General features: G+C 64.3%; 6 protein-coding genes (1 of these 6 only partly in view). 4 read left to right on the forward strand and 2 right to left on the reverse strand.

All coding sequences use genetic code 11. From position 1 onward, the window contains the following. The 4 genes from AB0876_RS01135 to AB0876_RS01150 all read left to right on the forward strand — a co-directional run. Nucleotides 1-4,913: the final stretch of an amino acid adenylation domain-containing protein gene (locus AB0876_RS01135; protein ID WP_526040955.1), read on the forward strand. The gene continues 14,665 nt to the left of window position 1, outside the view; 4,913 of the gene's 19,578 nt are visible here — the last part of the coding sequence; the start codon falls outside the window, past its left edge; its stop codon occupies nt 4,911-4,913. Next, a complete protein-coding gene (locus AB0876_RS01140) occupies nt 4,910-17,158 on the forward strand; it encodes a non-ribosomal peptide synthetase (RefSeq protein WP_526040956.1) in 12,249 nt (4,082 codons plus the stop codon). The genes AB0876_RS01135 and AB0876_RS01140 overlap by 4 nt, the downstream gene beginning before the upstream one ends. 118 nt (nt 17,159-17,276) lie before the next feature. Then, complete coding sequence (locus tag AB0876_RS01145) at nt 17,277-18,617, forward strand: wax ester/triacylglycerol synthase domain-containing protein (RefSeq protein ID WP_526040957.1); 1,341 nt, start codon at nt 17,277-17,279, stop codon at nt 18,615-18,617. A gap of 28 nt (nt 18,618-18,645) precedes the next feature. After that, entirely contained in the window at nt 18,646-19,320 is a 675-nt protein-coding gene (locus AB0876_RS01150) for a methyltransferase family protein (RefSeq protein WP_526040958.1), read from the forward strand. Nucleotides 19,321-19,332: 12 nt separating this feature from the next. Here the strand turns inward: AB0876_RS01150 and AB0876_RS01155 are convergent, their stop codons facing one another. Further along, nucleotides 19,333-20,670: a WS/DGAT/MGAT family O-acyltransferase gene (locus AB0876_RS01155; RefSeq protein ID WP_526040959.1), complete on the reverse strand. Its 1,338-nt coding sequence runs from the start codon at nt 20,668-20,670 to the stop codon at nt 19,333-19,335. Nucleotides 20,671-20,750: 80 nt separating this feature from the next. Next, on the reverse strand, nt 20,751-22,703 hold the full coding sequence (htpG, locus tag AB0876_RS01160; RefSeq protein WP_491837740.1) for a molecular chaperone HtpG: 1,953 nt from the start codon (nt 22,701-22,703) through the stop codon (nt 20,751-20,753). Nucleotides 22,704-23,654: the final 951 nt, after the last annotated feature.

Consider the following 23,654-nt stretch of genomic DNA (forward strand, 5'->3'; position numbering starts at 1 on the left):
GTGAGGACATCGCGCTGGGGACTCCGATCGCCGGCCGCAACGATCAGGCCCTGCAGGAGTTGGTCGGGTTCTTCGTCAACACCTGGGTGCTACGGGTCGGGTTGAACTCGCAGCAGCGGTTCAGCGACGTACTCGACCAGGTGCGACAGAAGGCGCTGGACGGCTACACAAATCAGGACGTGCCCTTCGAGTTGCTGGTGGAGCAACTCAACCCGACACGGTCCACCTCGCATCATCCGCTGTTCCAGGTCGCGCTCGTCTTCCAGAACAACGTGCGCCCCGAGGTGGCCTTGGAGGGGGCCGGCATCGAGCCGATGTCGATGGTCACCCGCACTGCCAAGTTTGATCTCGATGTGGACATCAGGGAGGTACCCGACGAGGTCTCGGGTGTTCCGATGGCCGCCGGTGTGCTCACCTACGCCACAGACTTGTTCGACCGGTCGACGATCGAGCGTCTGGTGGGTTGGTTCGGCAAGGTGGTCGGAGCCGTCGTGGCCGACTCGTCGGTCGTGGTCGGTGAGGTCGGCCTGCTCGACGGTGCTGAACGTAACATGTTGCTGGACAGTTGGTCTGGTGCCGGCATCGATGCCCAGGTGGGCCTGGCTCCCGAGTTGTTGGCGACGACGGTGGCTGCGGATCCCGAGGCCCTGGCAGTGGTGGATCACCCGCGGGAATTCACCTACCGGGAGCTCGATGAGGTCTCCAACCAACTGGCCAGGGTGTTGATCGAAGCCGGGGTTGGTCCAGAGCGTGCGGTCGGTGTTGCGATGGGCCGGTCTGCCGAGTTGGTGATCGCCTGGTGGGCGGTGCTCAAGGCCGGCGGGGTGTACGTGCCCGTCGATCGGACCCACCCGGCCGAGCGAATCGCCACGGTACTGGACACCGTCGAAGCCGTGTGTGTACTGACTCGCGGTGATGACGCTGTGGCCGGAACCGGGTTGCGCCCGGTCATGGATATCGAGGCACTGAATCTTTCGAGCCGCTCAGCCGCGCCCGTCACCGATGCTGATCGGTTGGCGCCTTTGACCACTGACGACGCTGCGTATGCGATTTTCACCTCGGGGTCCACGGGCACGCCGAAGGGTGTGGCGATCAGTCATGCCGGTGTCCTGGGAGTGGCCGCGGCTCATCGTGAACTGTTCGGGGTGGGTGCGGGCGCTCGGATACTGATGGTCGCCGCACCGACGTTCGATGCGTCGGTCTTCGAATGGCTGTGGGCGGTGGCGTCGGGGGCCGCGCTGGTGGTGGCTCCGCCGGATTCCTACGCAGGTGACGCGCTGACGGCGGTGATCGAGGACCAGCACGTCGAAGCGGCATTGATCACCCCGACCGTGGTGGCAACGCTGGACCGCAGCCGTCTGTCCGGATTGAAGACGTTGGTCACGGGTGGTGAGGCGTGCCCGGCCGAGTTGGTGTCCGCATGGGCACCGGGACGGCGGATGTTCAATGCCTACGGTCCGACAGAGGTGACCATCTGGGCCACCTGGAGTGCGCTGTCGGCCGGACAGCCCGTGCGCATCGGCGCCCCGGTTCCCGGTACGAGTGCGTTGGTGTTGGATGCAAGGCTCAATCCGGCTCCGGTTGGCGTGGTGGGCGAGCTGTACCTGGCCGGACCGGTGCTGGCCCGTGGCTACGTGGGGCGGCCCGATCTGACTGCGGATCGCTTCGTGGCCAATCCCTTCGGTGCTCCGGGGACGCGGTTGTACCGCACCGGAGACCTGGTGCGCTGGACCCAATCTGGCAGCCTGGAATACCTGGGACGCGCAGACGCACAGGTCAAACTGCGCGGGCAGCGACTCGAACTGGGCGAGATCGAGAACACCCTGCTGGCCTGCCCGCAAGTCAATCGGGCTGCCGCCGCGGTCTATCACACCGATGCCGCGGACCACCTGGTCGCGTACGTCGCATTGGAACGTGCCAGCGATGCCGATCACGATGCGGAAGTCGTCGATCAGTGGCAACACGTCTACGACGAGCTCTACGACGCTGATCTCGACGTGGTGGAATTCGGAAGCGATTTCCGCGGCTGGAACAGCAGCTACAGCGGGGATCCGATTCCCCTGGATCAGATGGAGGAGTGGCGCTCTGCGGCAGTGAACCGGATTCTGGCACTGCGGCCGCAGCGGGTACTGGAGCTCGGCGTCGGTTCGGGCCTTGTACTTTCCCAGATTGCTCCCGAGTGCGGAGAGTACTGGGGCACAGACTTTTCCGCGCCGACCATCCGGACACTCGAGTCAACGGTGGCCGGACAACCGTGGGGGGACCGGGTCCGATTGCGGGTGCAGCCTGCGGACGTGGCAGATGGGCTGCCGGCCGGGTATTTCGACACGATCATCATCAACTCGGTCATCCAGTACTTCCCGAATTCGGCGTACCTCACCGAGGTGATGGACAACGCCATGGGCCTGTTGGCTCCGGGCGGATCGCTGTTCGTCGGCGACGTGCGCAACCACAGCCTGCAGGGCGCCTTCCAGACCGGTATCGCATTGGCGCGCAGCGGGTCCGATATCGACACCGACGATCTCCGCCAGCGAATTCAACGCGCAGTCCTCGGTGAGCCGGAGTTGCTGCTGGCGCCCGAGTTCTTCACGACCTGGGCAGCTGAGAACCCTGCGGTGGGCGGGATAGGCATCCAGGTCAAGCGCGGTGAAGCCGACAATGAGCTGACCCGGTACCGCTACGACGTCATCATCCACCGGTCAGTGGACGGGGTCCTTTCGCTCGAAGAGGCGCCCACCTGGGATTGGGCCGATTGCGCAGGGCTGAGCGGACTGCACGCCGAGTTGACCGCCCAGCGGCCGGCGACCGTGCGCATCTCCGCAATCCCGCGCGCAGGCGTGATCGCCGACGTGATCATCGAACAGGCACTGGCCGAGGGGCATTCGGTCGCCGATGCGTTGGCTGAGGCAGAGATCGCCGCCGACCCCGCGAACACCGTCACACCCGAACTGTTGTACCGGCTCGGTGAGTCCGCCGGGTACCGGGTCGCGGTCACGTGGGGCCCTCGACCCGGCACCGTGGACGCGCTGTTCGTTGCCGGCATCGAGGACGGGACGACTCCGGTACTGACCGATCTGTATCTGGCCCCGGCCCATTCGCATCAGCGCAGCGCCTACGCCAATGATCCTGATACCAACAGCAAGGTGAGCGAGGTGCGCCAGTGGTTGGCCGCCCGCTTGCCCGAATACATGGTGCCGAGCCAGATCGTGGTGCTCGACGAGTTCCCGCTGACGTCCTCTGGCAAGACCGACCGCAAGGCCCTTCCTGAGCCGGTGTTCACGGCGGCCACCTTCCGGTCACCCCAGACGCCGACGGAGAAGACGGTCGCCGATGTCTTCGCCGAGGTGCTCGGTCTAGATCAGGTCGGGCTCGACGACGATTTCTTCGCCCTGGGCGGGGACTCGCTGATCGCGATCCGCGTCAGCGCGCGCCTTCAGTCTGCCCTCGGCAAGGACGTACCGGTCCGATATCTGTTCGATGCACCGACCGTTGGACGGCTGGCGGCCTGCCTGGACCGCCAACAGGGCGACGCGGCACGCCCGCCGCTGCAGGTGATGCCGCGCCCGCAGACCATCCCGTTGTCCTATGCCCAGCAGCGGCTCTGGTTCTTCGACCAATTGAACGGCCCCTCACCGGTTTACAACCTTGCCGTGGGCTTGCGCCTGAGCGGAGACCTCGACCCCGTCGCCCTCGGCCAGGCGCTGGTCGATGTGGTGGGTCGGCACGAGAGCCTGCGCACACTGTTCACCCTCGCCGGTGAGGCGCCCCAGCAACTCGTGGTGCCGGCCGAAAAAGCCCACATGTGCTGGGAAGTGGTGGATGCAGCCGGCTGGGCAGCCGATCGTCTGGCCGAGGCGGCCGGCGCAGTTGCGCGTCATTCTTTTGACCTGTCGGCCGAATTGCCCTTGAGAGCAACACTGTTCCGCGTTGCGGAGGATGAGCATGTCCTGGTGGCGGTGGTGCACCACATTGCTGCCGACGGCTGGTCGGTCACCCCGCTGGTAGCGGATCTCGGCGCTGCTTACGCCAGGCGGAGCGAGGGCAAAGTGCCTGATTGGACCCCGTTGCCTGTGCAATACGCGGACTACACGCTCTGGCAGCGTTCGTATCTGGGTGATCTCGCTGACCACGACAGCCGGATTTCCGGGCAACTTGCGTATTGGGAGGAAGCACTGGCCGGGCTGCCGGAGTGGTTGGAGTTGCCGACCGATCGGCCGTACCCGCCGGTGGCCGACTACCGTGGCGCCAGCCTGGCGGTGGATTGGCCGGCCGATCTGCAGCAGCGCGTCGCTCGGCTGGCTCGTCAGCAGAACGCGACCAGCTTCATGGTGGTACAAGCCGGGCTGGCGCTGCTGCTGTCGAAGCTCGGCGCGACTTCAGATGTCGCGGTGGGTATCTCGATCGCCGGGCGCAATGATCCTGCGTTGGACGACCTGGTCGGATTCTTTGTCAACACCCTGGTGCTGCGGGTCGACTTCGCCGGAGACCCGACCATCGGTGAGCTTCTCGAGCAGGTACGACAACGCGGTCTGGCAGCCTTTGAGCACCAGGACGTGCCGTTCGAACTCGTGGTGGACCGGCTCAACCCGACCCGCAGTCTGACTCACCACCCGTTGGTGCAGGTCATGCTGTCCTGGCAGAACCTGGCCTGGCAGCACAGCGCGGACACGGCAGGCGGTTTGGCACTCGGTGGTGTCCGGGTGACACCGTTGCCCGCGCAGACCCACACCGCACGTACAGACCTGACCTTTGCGTTGGGAGAACGCTGGACTGAGACCGGCGAGCCGGCCGGGATTGGAGGGACTGTGGAATTTCGCACCGACGTTTATGACGAGGGCACCGTTGTGCGGTTGATCGATCGGTTGCGAAAAGTTCTGGTGGCGATGACGGCCGAGGTGGAGGCCTCATCGTGACTGCCGACCTGAGCCGGCGGTTGTCGTCGATGGATTTTCTCGATGAGGACGAGCACGTTCAGCTGTACGCGTGGGGTAATCGCGCGGTACTGAACGAGCCCGTAGCGCCATCGGTATCGATTCCTCGGTTGTTCGCCGTGCAGGTGGCCCGGGCACCTGAGGCGGTCGCGGTGGTCTTCAACGGCCGCTCCCTGACCTATGCGGAACTTGACGAGGCGTCGAACCGGCTGGCACAGAGGTTGGTCACTCTTGGGGTGGGTCCGGGTAAGCGGGTGGCGTTGCTCTTCCCCCGCTCCATCGAGGCGATCGTTTCCATTGTCGCGGTGTTGAAGTCGGGGGCAACCTATCTGCCGATCGACCCGATGCATCCCGACGCGCGCATTCAGTTCATGCTCACCGATGCCGAGCCCGCCGTGGCCATCACGACCACGGAGCTGATGGGCCGATTCGCAGAGTGCAATCTGGAAGTCCTCGATTTCGACGACGTAGGTCGGCGCGACGGCCAGATACCGGAATTGCCCGAGCCGACGGCTGATGGCGTCGCGTATCTGATCTACACCTCGGGAACGACGGGTCGTCCGAAGGGTGTGGCGATCAGCCATCGGAATGTGACTCGGTTGTTGGGGACCTTGGATGCCGAGTTGGGTCTGGCCGGTCAGGTGTGGACGCAATGCCATTCGTTGGCCTTCGACTATTCGGTGTGGGAGATCTGGGGCGCGCTGCTGTTCGGTGGACGGCTGGTCGTGGTGCCGGAGTCCGTGACGCAGGCACCAGAAGACCTGTATGCCCTGCTGGTCGCCGAGCAGGTCACCATGTTCAGCCAGACGCCGTCGGCGTTCTATGCGTTGCAGGCTGTGGACGCGTTGCAGCCTGCGCCGGGCGGTCAGTTGAAGTTGGAGACGGTGGTCTTCGGTGGGGAAGCACTTGAGCCACAGCGGCTTCGGGGTTGGCTGGAGGGTCATCCGGGTTCGCCGCGGTTGATCAACATGTACGGCATCACCGAGACGACGGTGCACGCGTCGTTTCGGGAGATCGTGGTTGCCGATGCCGAGGGCAGCGTCAGTCCGATCGGCGTGCCGTTGGCCCACCTCGGGTTCTTCGTGCTGGATTCGTCGCTGCAACCGGTGCCGGTGGGTGTGGTGGGTGAGTTGTATGTCGTCGGTGCGGGTTTGGGGTGCGGGTATTGGCGTCGTGGCGGACTGAGCGCGACGAGGTTTGTGGCGTGCCCATTCGGGGGGACCGGGGCGCGGATGTATCGGACCGGCGATTTGGCGTCGTGGGGTGCCGATGGTCAGTTGCGGTATGGCGGGCGTGCTGATGAGCAGGTCAAGATTCGTGGGTATCGGATCGAGTTGGGGGAGATTCAGACCGCTTTGGCGGAGGTCGATGGGGTAGGCCAGGCGGCGGTGATCGCCCGGGAAGATCGCCCCGGCGATAAGCGCCTGGTCGGCTACATCACCGGCAGCGCGGACCCGGTCGCGGTTCGTGCGGCCCTGTCGGAGCGGTTACCCGGCTACATGGTCCCGACCGCGGTGGTGGTACTGGACACCTTGCCTTTGACGGTGAACGGCAAGCTCGACCGCCGAGTGCTGCCGGCGCCGGAATATCTGGACGTTGATCGGTACCGAGCTGCGAGCACGCCGAACGAGGAGATCCTGGTCGGGATTTTCGGGCAGGTGTTGGGTCTGGAACGGGTCGGGGTCGATGACTCGTTTTTTGATCTCGGTGGGGATTCGCTGTCCGCGGCTCGGTTGATCAATGCGATCAACGCCAGTTTGGATGCTGATCTGGCGGTGCGGGCGGTCTTCGAGACCCCTACGGTGGGCGAGCTTGCCGCGCGTGTGGGTGAGAGTGCGGGTGGCCGTGAGGCGTTGGTGGCCCAACAACGCCCCGCGGTCATTCCGCTGTCGTATGCCCAGCAGCGGCTGTGGTTCCTCGACCAGTTGGAGGGTCCATCACCGATCTACAACATGGCGGTGGCATTACAGATCACCGGGCAGCTGGATACCGACGCGCTCGGTGCGGCGTTGGCCGATGTGGTGAGCCGCCACGAATCTCTGCGTACGGTCTTCCGGTCGACCGAGGGCGTCCCGGAGCAGGTCGTGATATCTGCCGAGGACGCCGATTGCGGTTGGCGAGTGATCGATGCCGGCGGATGGTCGATGACCGAACTGCGTGAAGCCATCGGAGAGATGGCCGGCCATGCCTTCGATCTGGGCCTCGAGATACCGCTGCGTGCAGCGCTTTTACGGTTGAGCGAGGATGAGCATGTCCTGGTGGCCGTGGTGCACCACATCGCTGCCGACGGTTGGTCGGTAGCCCCGCTGATCGCCGATCTGCAATCGGCGTATGCCGAACGGTCTGCGGGACGAGCGCCGGGCTGGCAGCCGTTGCCGGTGCAGTATGTGGACTACAGCCTGTGGCAGCGGGCATATCTGGGCGACCTGGGCGATACCGACAGCCGCATTGCAGCCCAGGTGGCGTATTGGGAACGCGCTTTGGCCGGGCTGCCCGAACGCCTCGAACTTCCCACCGACCGCCCCTACCCGCCGGTGGCTGATCACCGTGGTGCCAGCATGCCGGTTTCATTACCGGCCGAATTGCACACGCGCATACGTGAAGTTGCGCGCGAACACAACGCCACGACGTACATGGTGGTCCAGGCCGTGCTGACGACGTTGCTGTCGAAGCTCAGTGCGAGCTCTGATGTGGCCGTGGGGGTTCCGATCGCGGGCCGTGGCGATGCGGCGCTGGATCAGTTGGTGGGATTCTTCGTCAACACACTGGTGCTGCGAGTGGATCTGGCCGGCGACCCCACTGCTGCCGAGTTGCTGGCCCAGGTGCGCCGGCGCAGTCTGGCCACGCTCGAGCACCAGGATGTGCCGTTCGAGGTGCTCGTGGATCGGCTCAAGCCGACCCGGTCGCTGGCCCACCACCCGCTGGTCCAGGTGGCGCTGGCCTGGCAGAACTTCACCGCCGACACATCGACCGAATCGACTCTGGGTGAGGCACAGGTCAGTCCGCTGCCGGTGGACACCCACGTGGCCCGGATGGACCTCACGTTCTCATTGGCTGAACGGTGGGACGACGCCGGCAATCCCGCAGGGATCGGCGGCACGGTGGAGTTCCGGACCGACGTGTTCGACGCGGCCGGCATCGAGACCATGATCGAGCGACTGGTACGCGTCGCCGAGGCGCTGGTCGATGATCCGACCCGGCGGCTGTCGTCGGTCGATGTGCTGGATGCCGTCGAGCATTCCCGTCTCGACGATGTCGGCAACCTGGCCGTGTTGGCTGAGTCCCCGGTCCCGGTGATGTCGATTCCGGGGTTGTTCGCCGCTCAGGTGGCTCGTGCGCCTGAGTCGGTGGCGGTGAGTTTCGATGGCCGTTCGATGACTTATCGGGAGCTCGATGAGGCGTCGAACCGTCTGGCCCACAGGCTGCTTGGTCTCGGGGCCGGCCCGGGCGAAAGCGTGGCCGTGTTGGTGCCGCGGTCGGTTGAGGCGATCGTCGCGATTCTGGGAGCGTTGAAGTCCGGGGCGGCATACGTGCCGGTCGATCCGATGCATCCCGATACGCGAATCCAGTTCATGCTCGGCGATGCGGCTCCGATTGTCGCGGTGACCACCGCCGGACTGCGGACGCGGCTGGAGGGGATCGAATTGGCCGTCGTCGACGTTGCCGACGCCGCGATCGATGCGCAACCCAGTACCGCACTGCGGGGACCGGTTTCAGATGATGTGGCGTATCTGATCTACACCTCAGGGACGACCGGTGTTCCCAAGGGCGTGGCGATCAGCCACCGGAACGTGGCTCGCTTGTTGGGGACCTTGGATGCCGAGTTGGGTCTGGCGGGTCAGGTATGGACGCAGTGCCATTCGTTGGCTTTCGACTATTCGGTGTGGGAGATCTGGGGCGCGCTGCTGTTCGGCGGACGGCTGGTCGTGGTGTCAGAGTCGGTGACTCGATCTCCGGAGGACTTGCTGAGCTTGCTGGTTGCCGAGCAGGTGACGGTGTTGAGTCAGACGCCGTCGGCGTTCTATGCCCTGCAGTCGGTGGACGCGTTGCAGCCCGAGCTGGGCCGTCAGTTGAAGTTGGAGACGGTGATCTTCGGTGGGGAAGCGCTTGAACCGCAGCGCCTTCGGCCGTGGTTCGAGGGACATTCAGGTTCCACTCGGCTGATCAACATGTACGGCATCACCGAGACGACGGTGCACGCCTCGTTCCGGGAGATCGTGGCCAGTGACGTTGAGGGCAGCACGAGCCCGATCGGTGTGCCGTTGGCCCACCTCGGGTTCTTCGTGCTGGATTCGTCGCTGCAACCGGTGCCGGTGGGCGTAGTGGGTGAGTTGTACGTGGTCGGCGCCGGGTTGGGATTCGGCTACTGGCGTCGTGGTGGACTGAGTGCGACGAGGTTCATGGCGTGCCCGTTCGGCGGGGCAGGGACGCGGATGTATCGGACCGGCGATCTCGCCTCGTGGGGTCCTGACGGCCAGTTGCGCTATCTGGGGCGTGCCGATGAGCAGGTGAAGATTCGCGGGTACCGGATCGAACTGGGCGAAATCCAATCAGCCCTGGAAGATCTGGAGGGGGTGAGACAAGCCGAGGTCATAGCGCGAGAAGACCGCCCCGGTGACAAGCGCCTGGTCGGTTACATCACCGGCAGCGCGGACCCGGTCGCGGTTCGTGCGGCCCTGTCGGAGCGGTTGCCCGGCTACATGGTGCCTGCGGCGGTGGTGCTGCTCGATGCCTTGCCGTTGACGGTGAACGGCAAACTCGACAAGCGCGCTCTGCCGGCCCCCGACTACGGCAACGGTCAGGAGTACCGCGCTCCGGCAACTCCTGTCGAGGAACTGCTGGCCGGCATCTATGCGCAGGTGCTCGGCTTGAAACGGGTCGGGGCGGACGACTCCTTCTTCGACCTGGGCGGCGACTCGCTCTCGGCGATGCGGTTGATCAATGCGGCCAACGCCAGTCTGGATACCGATCTCGCAGTGCGGGCAGTGTTCGAGGCGCCTACGGTGGCGCAGCTTGCGACACGTGCGGGTGAGAGTACGGGGCGGCGTGAACCGCTCGTGGCCCGACAACGCCCCGATGCCCTCCCGCTGTCATATGCGCAGCAGCGACTGTGGTTCCTCGACCAGCTCGAGGGACCGTCACCGATCTACAACATGCCGACCGCGTATCGGATCACCGGCGAGCTGGATGTCGATGCCCTCGGCCGGGCACTGGCCGACGTGGTGGAGCGCCATGAGTCTCTGCGCACAGTGTTCCCGGCGGTCGACGGTGTGCCTCGACAGGTCGTGCTGCCGGCGGGACAGGCCGATCCGGGATGGCAGGTCGTCGACGCGGAGGGTTGGTCCGTGGACCGGCTCCACGACGCGATTCGCGCTACGGTCGCATACAACTTCGATCTGTCAGCTGAGATCCCGTTGAGAGCAACCCTTTTCCGAATGGGCGAGGGCGAACATGTGCTGGTTGCGGTGGTCCATCACATTGCCGGGGATGGGTGGTCGATCGGGCCCCTGGTGCGTGACATCGGGATGGCCTATGCGAGCCGGTGTGCGGGACTGGCCCCCGACTGGGCGCCGCTGCCGGTCCAATATGCGGATTACACCCTGTGGCAGCGGTCGTATCTGGGTGATCCGACCGATCCCGACAGCCGGATCTCTGGTCAGTTGGCATATTGGGAGCAGGCGCTGACCGGGCTGCCCGAGCGTCTGGAACTACCCACCGACCGGCCGTATCCGCCGGTGGCCGACTACCACGGGGCCAGTCTCACGATGGAGTGGCCGGCCGAGTTGCAGCAGCAGATCGCGCGGGCGGCGAGTGAGCACAATGCGACCAGCTTCATGGTGGTACAGGCCGCCCTGGCCGTGTTGTTGTCAACTCTCAGCGGGAATTCGGATGTTGCAGTGGGATTCCCGATCGCAGGGCGTAGCGATCCGGCATTGGACGAGTTGGTCGGGGTCTTCATCAACACACTGGTGCTACGGGTCGAGCTCGACGGTGATCCATCCGTTGCCGACCTGCTGGCCCAGGTGCGCAGACGCAGCCTGGCTGCCTACGAGCACCAGGATGTGCCGTTCGAGATGGTTGTCGACCGGCTCAACCCGGCTCGCAGTTTGACCCACCACCCGCTGGTTCAGGTGATGATGGCGTGGCAGAACCTGACCGCACAGGACGACGACCACACGGCGTCGACGAGTTTGGGCGGCCTGCAAGCCACTCCGCTGGAAGCGGACACTCAGACCGCCCGCATGGATCTGATGATCTCGTTGGCAGAACGCTGGAGCGCCGGTGAGGCCGCCGGCATCACCGGGGCCGTGGAGTTCCGCACCGATGTGTTCGATACCGCCACCATTCAGCGCTTTGTCGAGCGCCTGACCCGCGCGGTCGAAGCTCTGACCGCCGATCCATCGGCGACGTTGTCGTCTGTGGACCTACTCGAGGCAGGTGACCACGTCCGCCTCGACGGATGGGGCAACCGGGCGGTGCTGACCGAGCCGGTGGACACCATGTCGATTCCGGCGGTGTTCGCCGAACAGGTGGCGCGGGACCCGGCCGCAGTGGCGGTCACGTGCGGTGAGAGTTCGTGGACGTACCGCGAGCTCGACGAGGCGTCGAACCGCCTGGCACACCTACTTGTCAGCCAGGGCGCGGGATCGGGCGAATGCGTGGCGCTGCTGCTCAACCATTCCGCCGAGGCGATCGTCGCGATCCTGGCCGTCCTCAAGTCGGGCGCAGCCTACCTGCCCATCGACCCGATGGTGCCGGACGCGCGGGTCGAGTTCATGCTGGCAGACGCCGGGCCGGTCGCGGCGGTCACCACGTCCGACTTGCGGACGCGGCTGGACGGATGCGACCTGACCGTCATTGACATCGCGGACACGCGAATCGAGACCCACCCCAGTACCGCGTTGCCGGGAGCGGCCGCCGATGACCTCGCCTACCTGATCTACACCTCGGGAACCACCGGCGTTCCGAAGGGCGTGGCGATCACTCACCAGAATGTGACACAGTTCCTCGGCGCCGTGGACCCAGCTCTGGTGGGCCCGGGAACCGTGTGGTCGCAATGGCATTCGCTGGTGTTCGACGTTTCCGTGTGGGACATCTTCTGCGCCCTGCTGCACGGCGGCCGGCTGGTGGTGGTGCCGGAAGAGGTGGCCCGTTCGCCGCACGAGTTGCATGACTTGTTGGTGAGCCAGAAGGTCAGTGTCTTGAGTCAGACACCGTCGGCGGCGGGGATGCTCTCACCGGACGGACTGGAGTCCACCACGTTGGTGGTGGCCGGGGAGGCATGCCCGACGGAGCTGGTGCAACGTTGGGCGCCGGGACGGGTGCTGATCAACGCTTATGGGCCGACAGAGGCCACGGTGTATGCCGCGATCAGTGCGCCGTTGAAAGCCGAGGCGGTGGCGGCGAACATCGTTCCGATCGGTTCGCCGGCACCCGGGGCCGCGCTGTTCGTCCTTGATCGCCGGCTGCGGGAAGTGCCACCGGGTGTGGTGGGGGAGTTGTATGTGGCCGGCCGTGGCGTCGGAGTGGGATACGTCGGTCGGGCCGGGTTGACCGCGTCTCGTTTCGTCGCTTGCTCGTTCGGTGGCGCGGGGACGCGGATGTACCGGACCGGCGATCTGGTGCGCTGGGGCAGTGACGGGCAGATGCAGTACTTCGGCCGTGCCGATGAGCAGGTCAAAATCCGCGGCTACCGGATCGAACTCGGCGAAATCCAGGTTGCCCTGGCTGATCTGGACGGCGTTGAACAGGCTGTCGTCGTCACCCGCGAGGACCACCCGGGCGAGAAGCGACTCGTCGGCTACGTGACCGAGACCGCGCCCGGTCTGGTCGATTCCGGCAAGGCCCGAGCCCACCTGGCTGAGCATCTTCCGACTTACATGGTGCCTGCCGCCGTGGTGGTGGTCGACGCAATACCGTTGACCGTCAACGGCAAATTGGACAGGCGCGCGCTACCGGCGCCCGAGTACATCGACGCCGACAGCTATCGTGCCCCGACCACTCCGACCGAGGAGATCCTGGTCGGCATCTTCGCTCAAGTATTGGGATTGGATCAAGTCGGAGTCGACGACTCGTTCTTCGATCTCGGTGGTGACTCTCTGTCAGCCATCAGACTGATCAATGCTGTCAACACCGCATTCGACACCGATCTGGCCGTCCGTGCGGTATTCGACGCGCCGGCCGTGGCGCAGCTCGAACCCCATATCGCCATGGGTTCGGGCGGACGGGCCCCATTGGCCCCCATGCCCCGGCCTGAAGTGGTGCCGCTGTCGTATGCCCAGCAGCGGCTCTGGTTCCTGGACCAATTGCACGGCCCTTCCCCGATTTACAACATGCCGATGATGTACCGGGTCACCGGATTGGACGTCGATGCGCTCCGCCTGGCCCTGGCTGATGTGGCAGCGCGGCATGAGAGCCTGCGTACGGTATTCCCCGAGGTCGACGGTGTCCCCCGGCAGCTGGTCCTTCCTGCCGACCAGGCTGAATTCGGGTGGCAGGAGGTTGACGCCGCGGATTGGCCCGCCGAGCAGTTGGCAAGTGCCATCGATGCAGCTGTACAGCACCCCTTCGATCTGAACCACGAGATCCCGATCTGGGCCAGGCTTTTCCGCGTCTCTGAAGACGAGCATGTGCTGGTCGCGGTGGTGCACCACATCGCTGGGGACGCCTGGTCGTTCTCACCGCTGGCCCGTGATGTGGCCGTCGCCTACGCCTCTCGCTGCGGCAGGGAGGCGCCGCAGTGGTCTCCGCTGCCAGTGCAGTACGTGGATTACACACTGTGGCAGCGGGAGCAGCTCGGCGAGCTGACCGACCCCGAGAGCCGCATCGCCGGGCAACTGGCCTACTGGCAGGAAGCGTTGGCGGGGCTACCCGATCGCCTCGAGTTGCCGACGGATCGCCCGTACCCGGCGGTCGCCGATCACCACGGAGCTGTCGTCGAAGTGGAGTGGCCGGCGGAGTTGCAGCGGCGGGTGGCGGAGGTTGCGCGGGAGCACAATGCGACCAGCTTCATGGTGGTGCAGGCTGCGTTGGCGGTGTTGTTGTCGAGTTTGAGTGCCAGTTCCGATGTGGCGGTGGGCTTCCCGATTGCAGGGCGTAATGATCCGGCGCTGAATGATCTGGTCGGGTTCTTCGTGAACACCTTGGTGCTGCGAGTCGACCTGGGCGATGACCCCACCGTAGGCGAGCTGTTGGGACAGGTGCGCCAACGCAGCCTGGCAGCGTATGAGCATCAGGACGTGCCGTTCGAGGTGTTGGTGGACCGGCTCAACCCGAGCCGTAGCCTGAGCCATCACCCGTTGATCCAGGTGATGCTGGCCTGGCAGAACCCAGCGAATGCAACCGATGCCGAGGCGGGCACGGGTGATGTGCACGCTGCCGCACAGATGGCTGAAACCCATACCGCACGTATGGATCTGGTCTTTGCGCTTGGCGAAAGGTACGACGCGGAGGACGCTCGGGCGGGGATCGGCGGTTCGGTGGAGTTCCGCACTGATGTGTTCGACTCCGGCACAATCGAGGTGTTTGTCGGGCGGTTGGAGCGGATTCTGGCGGCGATGGCGGCCGATCCGGCGCAGCGCTTGTCGTCGATCGATGTGTTGGACACCGACGAGCATGCTCGCCTCGATGCGTTCGGGAATCGAGCCGCGTTGACCGCACCGGCGAGGGCGGCGGGCTCGATTCCGGAGGTGTTCGCCCAGCAGGTGGCTCGGGTGCCGGATGCCGCGGCGGTGACCTTCGACGGCAGATCCATGTCGTATCGAGAACTCGACGAGGCCTCGAATCGGTTGGCGCACCTCCTTGCCGACCATGGTGCCGGGCCCGGTGAGTGTGTGGCGTTGGTGCTGAATCGTTCGGTTGACGCGATTGTGGCGATTCTGGCGGTGTTGAAGACTGGGGCGGCGTATCTGCCGTTGGATCCCGCGTACCCAGATGCACGGATCGCCGTGGTGGTCGGTGATGCTCGACCGGTGGCCGCGGTCACTGCAGGTGTGTTGGCGGAGCGGCTGGACCAGCTGGGTGTGGCCGTTGTCGACGTGGCGGACCGGCGGATTGTTATGCAACCGAGCAGCACATTGTCAAAGCCGGCTGCCGATGATGTGGCGTACGTGATCTACACGTCGGGCACGACGGGGGTGCCGAAGGGAGTGGCCGTCCCGCACAGCAACGTCACCGGGTTGCTGACGTCGTTGCAGGTGGGGTTGCCGACCGCGGGGGTGTGGTCGCAGTGGCACTCGTATGCGTTTGACGTGTCTGTGTGGGAGATCTTCGGTGCGCTGCTGAGCGGTGGCCGATTGGTGGTGGTGCCAGATGCGCTGGTGGGTTCACCGGATGAGTTGCACGACTTGCTGGTTGCAGAGCAAGTGACGGTGCTGAACCAGACGCCGTCGGCTGCCGCGGCGCTGTCGTCGGAGAGTTTGGAGTCTGCGGCGTTGGTGGTGGCCGGTGAGGCGTGCCCGGTCGAGTTGGTGGATCGGTGGGCACTGGGCCGGTTGATGATCAACGGTTACGGCCCGACGGAGACGTGGTACACGTCGTTCAGTGCCCCGTTGGTGGCAGGGGCGGGTGTGGTGCCGATCGGAAGGCCGGTGCCGGGTGCGGCGTTCTTCGTATTGGACCGGTGGTTGCGTCCGGTGCCCGCCGGTGTGGTCGGGGAGTTGTATGTGGCCGGGTCCGGCCTCGCAGCCGGGTACCAGCGTCGGGGTGGGTTGACGGGGTCGCGATTTGTCGCGTGTCCGTTCGCAGCGGGGCAGCGGATGTATCGCACCGGGGATCTGGTGCGTTGGGGTGCCGACGGTCAGTTGCAGTATCTGGGCCGGGCTGATGAGCAGGTAAAGATCCGCGGGTATCGCATCGAGTTGGGTGAAGTGCGAGCGGTGCTGGCCGGCCTGGAGGGGGTGGATCAGGCGGCCGTCATCGCTCGCGAAGATCGCCCCGGCGACAAGCGACTGTTCGGATACATCACCGGTAAGGCAGACCCGGCCGAAATCCGGACTGCCATGGCGACACGGTTACCGGCCTATATGGTGCCCGCGGCGGTGATGGCGGTTGACAGTTTGCCGTTGACGGTCAACGGGAAGTTGGATCGGCGCGCACTCCCGGTGCCGGAGTATGTCGATACTCGGCAGTACCGTGCCCCGGAAACGCTCACCGAGGAGATCCTGGCCGGCATCTACGCCGAAGTCCTCGGTCTGGAGCGAGTCGGGGTCGACGATTCGTTTTTCAACCTCGGAGGGGACTCGCTGTCGGCGATGCGGGTGATCGCCGCCGCCAACGCCAGCCTCGACGCCGAGTTGGCGGTGCGAGTCATGTTCGATGCGCCGACGGTGCGTGGTTTGGCCCAGCAAGTGGGTCGCGCCGAGAGTTCGCGGGAAGTGGTCCCGGTCGAGGTGCTCAAGCCGGGCAACGGCGTTCCGTTGTGTTGCGTGCATGACGGATTCGGGTTGAGTTGGTCGTACCGGGCGTTGGGCCAGTACGTGGAGGGCCCGATCGTCGGGATCAACCGGGCGCCAGCCGATGGCGAATCCGAGGCACAGTCGATCCACGCCATGGCGGAAAGCTACGCCGATCGGCTTCAGAAGCTGTATCCGGTTGGGCCGTACCGGATTCTGGGGTGGTCGTTTGGTGGAGTCGTGGCTCATGCGTTGGCCGTTGAGCTTCAGCGGCGTGGGTGTGAGGTTCAGCGTCTGGTGCTGCTCGATGGCTTGCTGAACCCGAACAGGTTCTGGAAACGCATCACCAGGAGGATTGCGAAGAATCAGGCGGTGGCCGAGGGATGGGTTCTGGATTACATCCTGAGGACCAACAAGGTCCGGGTGCCCGTGCATTTCGGGTTACTGTCCTATTCGCGGGTGGCCGACATCATTGCCCGGCACGGGGCCAGTCCTCCGTCGCGGCAATTGGTGAAGTTCATGGCGCGCAGCGTGAGTGCGGGGCAGTTGTTCCTTCTCGATCATCGGCCTGAAGTTTTCGACGGTGATGTCGTGATGTTTTCGGCTGCCCGTCCTCGATGTGAGGACACCGGCGGGAATGGACTCATGTCGAAGATGGCGGGTCTGCGTAACCGCAGGGCCGCCGGAGCGCTGCTGCACAGTTGGCGCCCTTATGTTTCCGGGAAGATCACGGTGCTCCCGGTGGGCTGCACCCACTTCGAAATGTTCACCCCCGAAGCGCTGAGTGAGTACATCGAAAAGCTCAAGGCTGTCCTGGAAAGTGATTCGGAATAGTTTCGTGACGATGCTCTTGCGCACAAGCGTTGAGCGGCCGACGGGGGGACGGTGATCGTAAATGCGGACCACTTACAAACACGAGACGCGCGAATTCAACGCGGATACAGTTCCAAAAATGAGCAACGTCCTCGATGTGCTCGATCAGCGTACGTTCGACCTCGGGCTGGCGATAGGGGTCAACAGCCTTCTACAGAGCGCCTGGATTTATGACCGCCCGATCGACATCGAAGGTCTTCGCCAGTTCCACGACCACCTTCGGCGGGGACGGTTGTCCCGAGGCATCGAGCGTTCACCGCTGTCGTTCGGCCGGCACCGCTGGATAGCGTCGGACAATTCTTCCCCGCTCGAGATCGTCGAGACACCCAGGCCGCGTGAAGAATTCGATGACTGGCTCGGCGAGCAGATCAACACTCCACTCGATTGCGAGCACGGACCCGGCTGGCATCTCGCAGTGCTTCCGTTCACCGACGGAGGGTCTGGGGTGAGCCTGGTCGTCTCACATTGCCTCATCGACGGAGTTGGTCTCTGTGAGGCACTGGCTGATGCCGCACTCGGCCGTGACGATCCGATCAGCTGGCCGGCTGCCGAATCGCGCGGTCGTTGGGGAGCTCTGAGTCAGGACGCTTGGCAAACTGTGCGCGACATCCCCGCCATGGCGCGGGGCGTTGTCGCCGCGATTCGGCTGGCCCGGCGCAGTCGGGAGGGGCCGGCAGGTGCAAACCCCGCCACTTCGCCGACTTCCGCCTCGCCTGCACCAGACGCCATTTCCGACCAATCGATCCCGGTTCCGATGGCAACGATCCTCGTTGATGCCGACGAATGGGATTCTCGCGCAGAGGCACTCGGCGGGACCAGCAACACCCTTCTTGTGGCGCTGGCGGCTCGGCTGGCCCATCGCGCAGGACGTGTCGGCGCGGACGGGTCGGTGATCGTCATGATGCCGGTCAACCAGCGTGCCGACGGAGATACCCGCGCCAACGCGAGGAGTAGTGTCGCCGTGACGGTCGATCCCGCGCTGACGACCACGGACCTGCGTGAGATCCGGGCTGCGGTCAAACAAGCGCTGATCCGTCACGGGCAGGTGCCCGATGAGGAACACGCGGTGAATGCCATCATTCCCCTGCTGCCGAAGCGGTTCCTCGGGGCCACCTCCCGCACCGGTTCATCCAACCAGGTCGGTTCGTCCAACCTGGGTGTGGTCAACCCGGCCGCCAGCCGGGCAGATGGTACGGACGCCGACTACTTCGCCGTGAAAGTTCTCCCGTACCTGGGGCTGACGGAGGCGATGCTGCACCGGTTCGGCGGGACCCAGTCATTTCTGTCCGGGAGGGCGAACGGACGGGTATTCGTATCGGCCCATTCGTACCTCCCCGGCGGTATCAACTCGAATGAGCGCTTGCAGCACGATCTTTCGAATGCGTTGGACGACTTCTCCCTTACCGGAACACTCTTTTGAACGCTGGATCATATTTCAGGAGGATGGCATGAGCACCGATCTTCGGGTGGCGATTCAATCCGTACTCGGCCTGGCTGTGTTGGGCGCACTACTGTTCATCCCAGCGGGGACGCTCGACTACTGGCAGGCGTGGGTCTTTCTGTCGGTGTATGCGGTATTGGCAATCGCCTCCACCGTCTACCTGTTGAGGAAAGACAAGGCGATCGTCGAGCGGCGCATGCGGGTCGGTCAGAAGTCCGAATCGCGACCCGTCCAAAAGGTCGTGGTCCTCGTCATCGTGAATCTGTCCATCGCGCTGCCGGTGTTCTGTGCCCTGGACCATCGCTTCGGCTGGTCTCCGGTGCCCACCGCCGTATCCCTGATCGGCAACGCGATGTTCGCCGTCGGCCTTGGCATCACGATGTTCACCATGCTCCAGAACAGCTATGCGTCAGCGAACATCACCGTGGAGTCGGAGCAGAAGCTGGTCTCCACCGGGCTCTACGGGCTTGTGCGACACCCCATGTACATGGGGGCCCTGGTCATGGTGGCCGGGATGCCTCTCGCCCTCGGATCTTGGTGGGGCCTGGCCGTTCTCATTCCCGTATTGGTCCTCTACACCTTCCGTATCCACGATGAGGAGGAGCTGCTCGGGCAGCAACTCGCGGGATACGGGGAGTACATGCAGAAGGTGCACTATCGGCTGGTGCCGCTCGTTTGGTGACGTTCGGGTGGTTCAAAGATAGGTGCCGCTGAGCGAGAACTTTTCCAGGGCGGTCGAAAGATCAAGACGCAACTCATCGTTCGAGTTGGCACGTCCTGGCAGATATGAAATCAGCGAAATGAAGATCTGTCCGTTCATCGATCCCGAGAGCATGGTCTGTACACCGCCGTAGCGGTGCAACGTCGATGTGGCCACACCGAGGTGATGCAGCCTCAATGCGAACGAAACGGCATCCGTGCCATCTGCCCGGCCGGCGGCTGCGTCGATCTCTCCGACGTTGGATGCGCCGACGAGATTGAAGGGGTTGCCCCTGGTCGCGCTGCGGGCGGCTCTGAGCACCCGCTCGGACATCAGGGGCACAAGGGCGTTCATCACCTGCTGAGGGTCGGGCTCCTCCGAGTGCCGAATCAGTTCTTGTTTTACCGCGGCCCGGATCTCACGGAGGTCTGTCGTGGCGGATGCGGGGTCGACCTTCGCGCGAACGCCACCGAGGGCGTTGGCACGGGTGTCGTCGGCGGTGCGCTCGTTGACCGGGAGCGTCACCACCACTGAGCCATCCGTCGCCACTCTGCCGGCGTGGTGGGCGAGGTGGGCTGCGAGTCCCACGAGTAGCGTGTTGCGCGTTCCGCCGAGTGCTCGGGCGCGGGCGTCCCACTCATCCGCATCGACGAAGATCGTTGCGGTTGGGAGAAGATGGGATTCATCGGTTTCGGGGGGCGGCGCAGATATCAACGCAGTGGGTGGCTCGGGGGCCGCGGCACCGTTACGACCTTGTTGCCGCATCTGAATCGCGCCGACGATGGCACGGCTGATGGCGGGGATGTCTCTCAGGGTTTGGCCGGTGTCTTGGCAGATGGCTTGCCACCGCCCGCGTGATGTGGGGTCCGGCCAGGTGATCGGGTCGTCGCGGCCGAGTGCGGCATCTGCCATCGCCTGCCACAGCCCGACGCCGTCGGCGAGGCAGTGTGAGATGACCAGGCTCACTCCGGCGCCGCCGTCGGTGAACGGCGCGGTGGCGAGATGCCATGCGGGTCCGTGCTGGGAGTCCAGTGGAAAGTTGACCTGCTCGTCGAGCCAGTCATCGAATGCCTCACGCGGACGGGCCGACTCGACGATCTCCAGACCCGATAGGTTGTCGGATTTCACCCAGCGGCTGCGGCCGAACGGCAACGGCGATCGGGCTATACAGCGAGATAACCGTCCCCGCTCAAGATGGCCGTGGAACCGCCGCAGGCCGTCGATGTCAATAGGATGGTCATACACCCAGACACACTGCAGCAGGGTGTTCGAGCGAGTCGCTTGGCCGATGTCGTACATGGTCTGATCGAGCAGGTCGAGTACGTTGCTCATTTCTGTACGGTACGAGTCCGAACGCGGTTTCATTCGGCAAACGCGGCCCAATGCCTGGAAATCGACTGCGATAGCGCCCTTTACATGGTGCTTGCCAAGCGGGCGGCGAGGAGTCCGGCGAACTTGGCCGGGTCGTCGGGCAACCCGCCTTCAGCAAGAAGGGCAGTGCCGTAGAGTAATTCGGCGGTTTCAGCGAGTCGATGCGAACTGACATCGTCGCTGCCGTTACCGATCGCCTGTCGTAAGCCGATGACCAGCGGATGGCTCGGGTTGAGTTCGAGTATCCGCTTTCCGGTCGGAACCTCCTGCCCGGAGGCCCGATACATTCGGGCCAGCGCCGGCGTGATGCCGAACGTGGGGGTGATGAGGCACGCTGGAGACTCGGTCAAACGGCTGGACAATCGCACTTCCGAGACCCGTTCGCTCAGCGTCTCCTTCAGCCAGGCCAGCAGGTCGGCGAATTCTCGCTCCTGAGCCTCTCGCTCTGCCTTGTGGGCGTCCCGGTCCTCATCGGAGTCGAGGTCGACCTCACCCTTGGCAACTGATTGCAACGGCTTGCCGTCGAACTCCGGCACCGAACCGACCCAGATCTCGTCGACAGGATCGGTCAACAGCAATACCTCGTAACCTTTGTCCTTGAAGGCCTCGAGGTGCGGTGACTTCGAGAGTTGTTCGGCAGATGGGCCGGTGGCGTAGAAGATCTGTTCCTGCCCGTCCTTCATGCGTCCGACGTACTCGGCCAGCGTCGTGAGCCCCTCGTTTTTCTCGGCGTCGGAGAACGTGGAGGAGAACGAGGAGACCCGCAGCAGCGTGTCCTGGTTGTCCACGTCCGACAGCAGGCCTTCTTTCAGCACGGCGCCGAACTGCGTCCAGAAGATGCGGTAGTCCTCGGGCTTGCCGGTCTGTAGGTCCGCAATGGTCGACAGGACTTTCTTCGTCAGCCGGCGACGGATCGCGGTGACCTGGCGATCCTGCTGCAATATCTCACGAGAGACGTTGAGTGACATGCCTTGTGCATCCACTACGCCCTTGACGAAGCGCAGGTGACGGGGCATGAGTTCTTCGCAATCGCTCATGACGAAGACGCGCTTGATGTAGAGCTGGACACCGGTCTTGGCGTCCCTGGTGAACATGTCGAACGGGGCGTGGGACGGGATGAACAGCAAGGCCTGGTACTCGAAGCTGCCCTCTCCCTTCATCGAGATCACGGCGAGGGGATCGTCCCAGGCATGGGCGATGTGTTTGTAGAACTCGTGGTACTCCTCGTCGGAGACCTCGTCCTTCGGCCGGGCCCACAACGCCTTCATGGAGTTGAGCGTCTGGGTCTCGACGGTGACGGTGTCCGGGCCACCTTCCTCGGCGGCGGGAGTGTGTTGCTCGACCTGCATCCGGACGGGCCAGGCGATGAAGTCGGAGTACTTCTTGACGAGCTCTCGGATCTTCCATTCGGCCGTGTAGTCGTGAAGCTGGTCCTCGACATCGACAGGCTTCAGGTGCAGCGTTACCGACGTACCCTGCGGTGCGTCATCGACGTCTTCGATGGTGTAGGTGCCGTCACCGCTCGACACCCACCGGGTGGCCCCGCTCTCGCCGGCCTTGCAGGTGAGCAGCTCGACCTCGTCCGCCACCATGAAAGTTGAGTAGAAGCCGACGCCGAACTGTCCGATCAGCTCCTCGGAATCGGCCGCCTTCCTGGCTTCCTGCAATTGTTGCCGCAGCTGCGCGGTGCCTGACTTCGCGAGAGTGCCGATCAGCTCGACGACTTCCTCGTGCGTCATGCCGATGCCGTTGTCGCGCACCGTCAGTGTCCGAGGATCCCGTCCCACCTCGATGTCGATATGGAGGTCGGAGGTGTCGGCGGTGAGTTCCTTGTTCCGGAGCGTTTCGAGGCGGAGCTTGTCCAGGGCATCGGAAGCGTTCGAGATCAGCTCCCGGAGGAACGAGTCCTTGTTGGAGTACACCGAGTGGACCAGCAACTCAAGGAGCTGGCGTGCCTCCGCCTGGAACTCCAACCGCTCGACACGTGCAGACATTCGATTCCATTCCCACAGATCAACCTACGTCGGATATCTCCGAGGAGGATACCGAGCTGTAGTCGGCACGGATGGCTCCTGCGGCGCGACCGTCATCGTTCTTGCTGAGGGATTGCTGGAGCGCGCACATCTTCAAACGTTTGCTACTTATTGCAGTCGCAAATTTTGACGCGAGGTCTGGACCACCTGATCTGCTGGACAATCCCAGCTGAATCGACCTCTGCCAACGGTGCCGGCCAGGTCTGGAGGACCGCGTGCGCTGGTTCGTCGCTGGAATCGTCATCCGATTGATGTTTCCAAGTTCATCGTTCCCCGGACGGGCGTTCGGCACGGTTGTCGACCAAGTGTCGCTCACGTTCACTTCGCTGCATCGAACTACACCACTGTCATGCTGATTCACAGATTTTCCGTAGGTGGTGGTCGTGTCGACAGGTGGTGCCTCGGGCTGGTTGAAGCGAGCCGGCCGGTGATCCTCCCGTTGGCTCTCTAGTCGTCGGTCACCTCGGTGTCAACTTTGCTCAAAGAGTTGTGCAGTGCACTTTCCCGCGGGGTGAGCGGACTTGGAGGCGGGTTGCGCCCACGGATCCGCGATTATTACTCCGGAGTGGAAAGAGGCGGATATGCTAGCTGTCTGCAACTGTAGTTTTAGTAGCTGGAGTGGGCCACAGGAAACAGATGTCGTGACGGCGGGGTGTGGGGCCGGATGCGTTGCACCTGATTCTTGATCGATTTCACTGGTCGACTCGACGGTGGGGAGTACCAGGTGAGCATCGACCCGTTCGACGACAGACCAGCCCGTTGGGCGGTGCTGGCCGGCGGCTGTGTCGATCTAGCCGGTCTGGACTACAACGAACCGAACTGGTCGGGCAGCCGACCGAAAAGCCTGCCTGTCAGGCCGACTCAGGAACAGTGCACCGGCCGGTAAGAAGGCGCGGGGCCTGCAGCACATCT

The sequence above is a fragment of the Mycobacterium sp. NPDC049093 genome (genome assembly GCF_040704635.1).
Classification (GTDB): Bacteria; Actinomycetota; Actinomycetes; order Mycobacteriales; family Mycobacteriaceae; genus Mycobacterium.

What these genes read in the sequence shown, in the direction of transcription:
- AB0876_RS01145 (WP_526040957.1), top strand. Translation starts at nt 17,277, where the DNA reads ATGAGCAACGTCCTCGATGTGCTCGATCAGCGTACGTTCGACCTCGGG.
- AB0876_RS01150 (WP_526040958.1), top strand. Translation starts at nt 18,646, where the DNA reads ATGAGCACCGATCTTCGGGTGGCGATTCAATCCGTACTCGGCCTGGCT.
- AB0876_RS01155 (WP_526040959.1), bottom strand. Translation starts at nt 20,670, where the DNA reads ATGAGCAACGTACTCGACCTGCTCGATCAGACCATGTACGACATCGGC.
- htpG (WP_491837740.1), bottom strand. Translation starts at nt 22,703, where the DNA reads ATGTCTGCACGTGTCGAGCGGTTGGAGTTCCAGGCGGAGGCACGCCAG.